The sequence below is a fragment of the Actinomadura sp. NPDC049753 genome, from assembly GCF_040674655.1.
Taxonomy (GTDB): domain Bacteria; phylum Actinomycetota; class Actinomycetes; order Streptosporangiales; family Streptosporangiaceae; genus Spirillospora; species Spirillospora verrucosospora.
This window is the reverse complement of sequence record NZ_JBFARL010000441.1, coordinates 1-1,681: the sequence shown is the minus strand read 5'-3', so window position 1 is coordinate 1,681 and position 1,681 is coordinate 1. Positions and strand designations below refer to the sequence as shown.

General features: G+C 75.6%; 2 protein-coding genes and 1 pseudogene. All 3 read right to left on the bottom strand.

Annotated features, from left to right (window positions below):
- Nucleotides 1-226 (bottom strand): annotated as a pseudogene (locus AB0K37_RS42055) (hypothetical protein); the annotation flags it as partial.
- Nucleotides 223-810, bottom strand: a complete 588-nt coding sequence (gene sigK / locus AB0K37_RS42050) for an ECF RNA polymerase sigma factor SigK (RefSeq protein ID WP_363991815.1) — start codon at nucleotides 808-810, stop codon at nucleotides 223-225. The gene sigK and the pseudogene AB0K37_RS42055, both read right to left, overlap by 4 nt.
- 65 nt (nucleotides 811-875) lie before the next feature.
- Nucleotides 876-1,631, bottom strand: coding sequence for a hypothetical protein (locus AB0K37_RS42045; RefSeq protein WP_363991812.1), 756 nt, complete (start codon nucleotides 1,629-1,631; stop codon nucleotides 876-878).
- Nucleotides 1,632-1,681 lie beyond the last annotated feature (50 nt).

Genomic DNA, 1,681 nt, shown 5'->3' with positions numbered 1-1,681 from the left:
GCCGCTCGCGGTCATCTGCCCCTCCCAGTAGTAGGAGGCTTCGCAGGAACCCGACTCCACGACCTTGTCCCGCTTCTTCTTGCGCTTCGCCAGCCCGGAACTCGCGCAGCTCGGTCGCGCACGTCTCGCATCCGGCGAGGTGCTCCTCGAACGACCGGCGCTCCCCGGCGTCGTCGATCGCGTCCAGCGCGTACGCGCCGGCGAGGGCGTGCAGATCGTCCGTCACCGTTCCACCCCCAGGCAGTCGCGCAGCCGGATGATGCCGTCGCGCATCCGGGTCCGCACCGTGTTCGGCTGCGCGCCCACCAGCGCGGCCACCTCACGATAGGAGTGCCCGCCGTAGTAGGCGAGCGTCACCGACTCGCGCTGCAGGTGCGTCAGCGCCCCGAGGCAGCGCCGCACCCGCTCGTGCTCCAGCCGCGCCTCGACCCGCTCGCCCACCGGGTCGTGCGCGCCGCCCGCCCCGGGGTGGACGGTCCTCGCCTCGCGTTCGCCCGCGGCCTGCTCCCGCCGGACGCGGTCCACGGCCCGGCGGTGCGCGATCGTCAGGATCCACGCCATCGCGCCGCCGCGGGCCGGGTCGTAGCGGGCGGCGGACCGCCACACCTCGATCATCACCTCCTGCGTCACCTCCTCCGCCATCGCCGGATCGCGGACGACCCGCCGCACCAGCCCGTGCACGGGCGCCGCGGCCACGTCGTACAGCAGCTCGAACGCGCGCTCGTCGCCGCGCGCCGTCCGGCCGAGCAGCGCGTCCGCGTCATGCCCGGACACCGTTCCGCCGTCCGGCGGTCTCGTCCCTGCCGGCATGCCGCGCCCCCCTCCGTGGACCGTCCACCCGGCACTGCGCATCCGGGGCCGCCCAGGGTCGGAACTCACAGGACCAGGCTCCGCAACGTGAGTCCCAGCCCGAGGACGACCACGGTCGCGGACGTCCCTATCGGCATCATTCCGCTGGGAAGCCGGGGCCGCATGGCCGGAATGCGCCGCGCCAGGGCGTGCGCGGAGCCGGCGACGAGGAGGCCGACCGCGGTGAGCGCGGCGGCGAGGCCGAGCCCGTAGGCCAGGACGAGCACGACCCCGAACCAGGCCCGTCCGATCGCCGCGCCGCCGACCAGCACCACGACCGCCGACGGGCTCGGCACCATGCCGCCGGCCAGCCCCATCAGCACGACCCCGCCGCGCCGCGAACGCGCGGGCCCGTGGCCGTGCCCCTGCCCGTGCCCGTGGCCGTGCCCGTGGCCGTGCCCGTGGCCGTGGGTGCGGTGCCGGTTGCGCAGGGCTCGCCGCAGCAGCAGCGCTCCCGCCGCCGTCACGAGGACACCGCCCGCAGCGCCGAGCCATGGGAACAGCGTCTCGGGCGCCAGCAGGGCCCCCGTCGTCACGAGCAGGCCGAGGGCCAGGACGCCGGCCGTATGGGTGAGCGTGACGGTCAGGCCGAGCACGAGGACGTCCCGCGTCCGGCGCCGCCCGTCCCCGATCGCGTGCGCCGCCATGATCGTCTTGCCGTGGCCGGGCGCGAGCGCGTGCAGCGCGCCGAGCAGCAGCGCGACGAGGAACGCCAGAGCGGCGAAACCGGGGGTGAGGTCGTGCCGCGCGACCAGCGACCCCGGCTCGTCGTGTCCCGTCATATGTGTGACGGCTTCGGACGCGTCAACTCATCACCAGGGCCGGCCGGTGC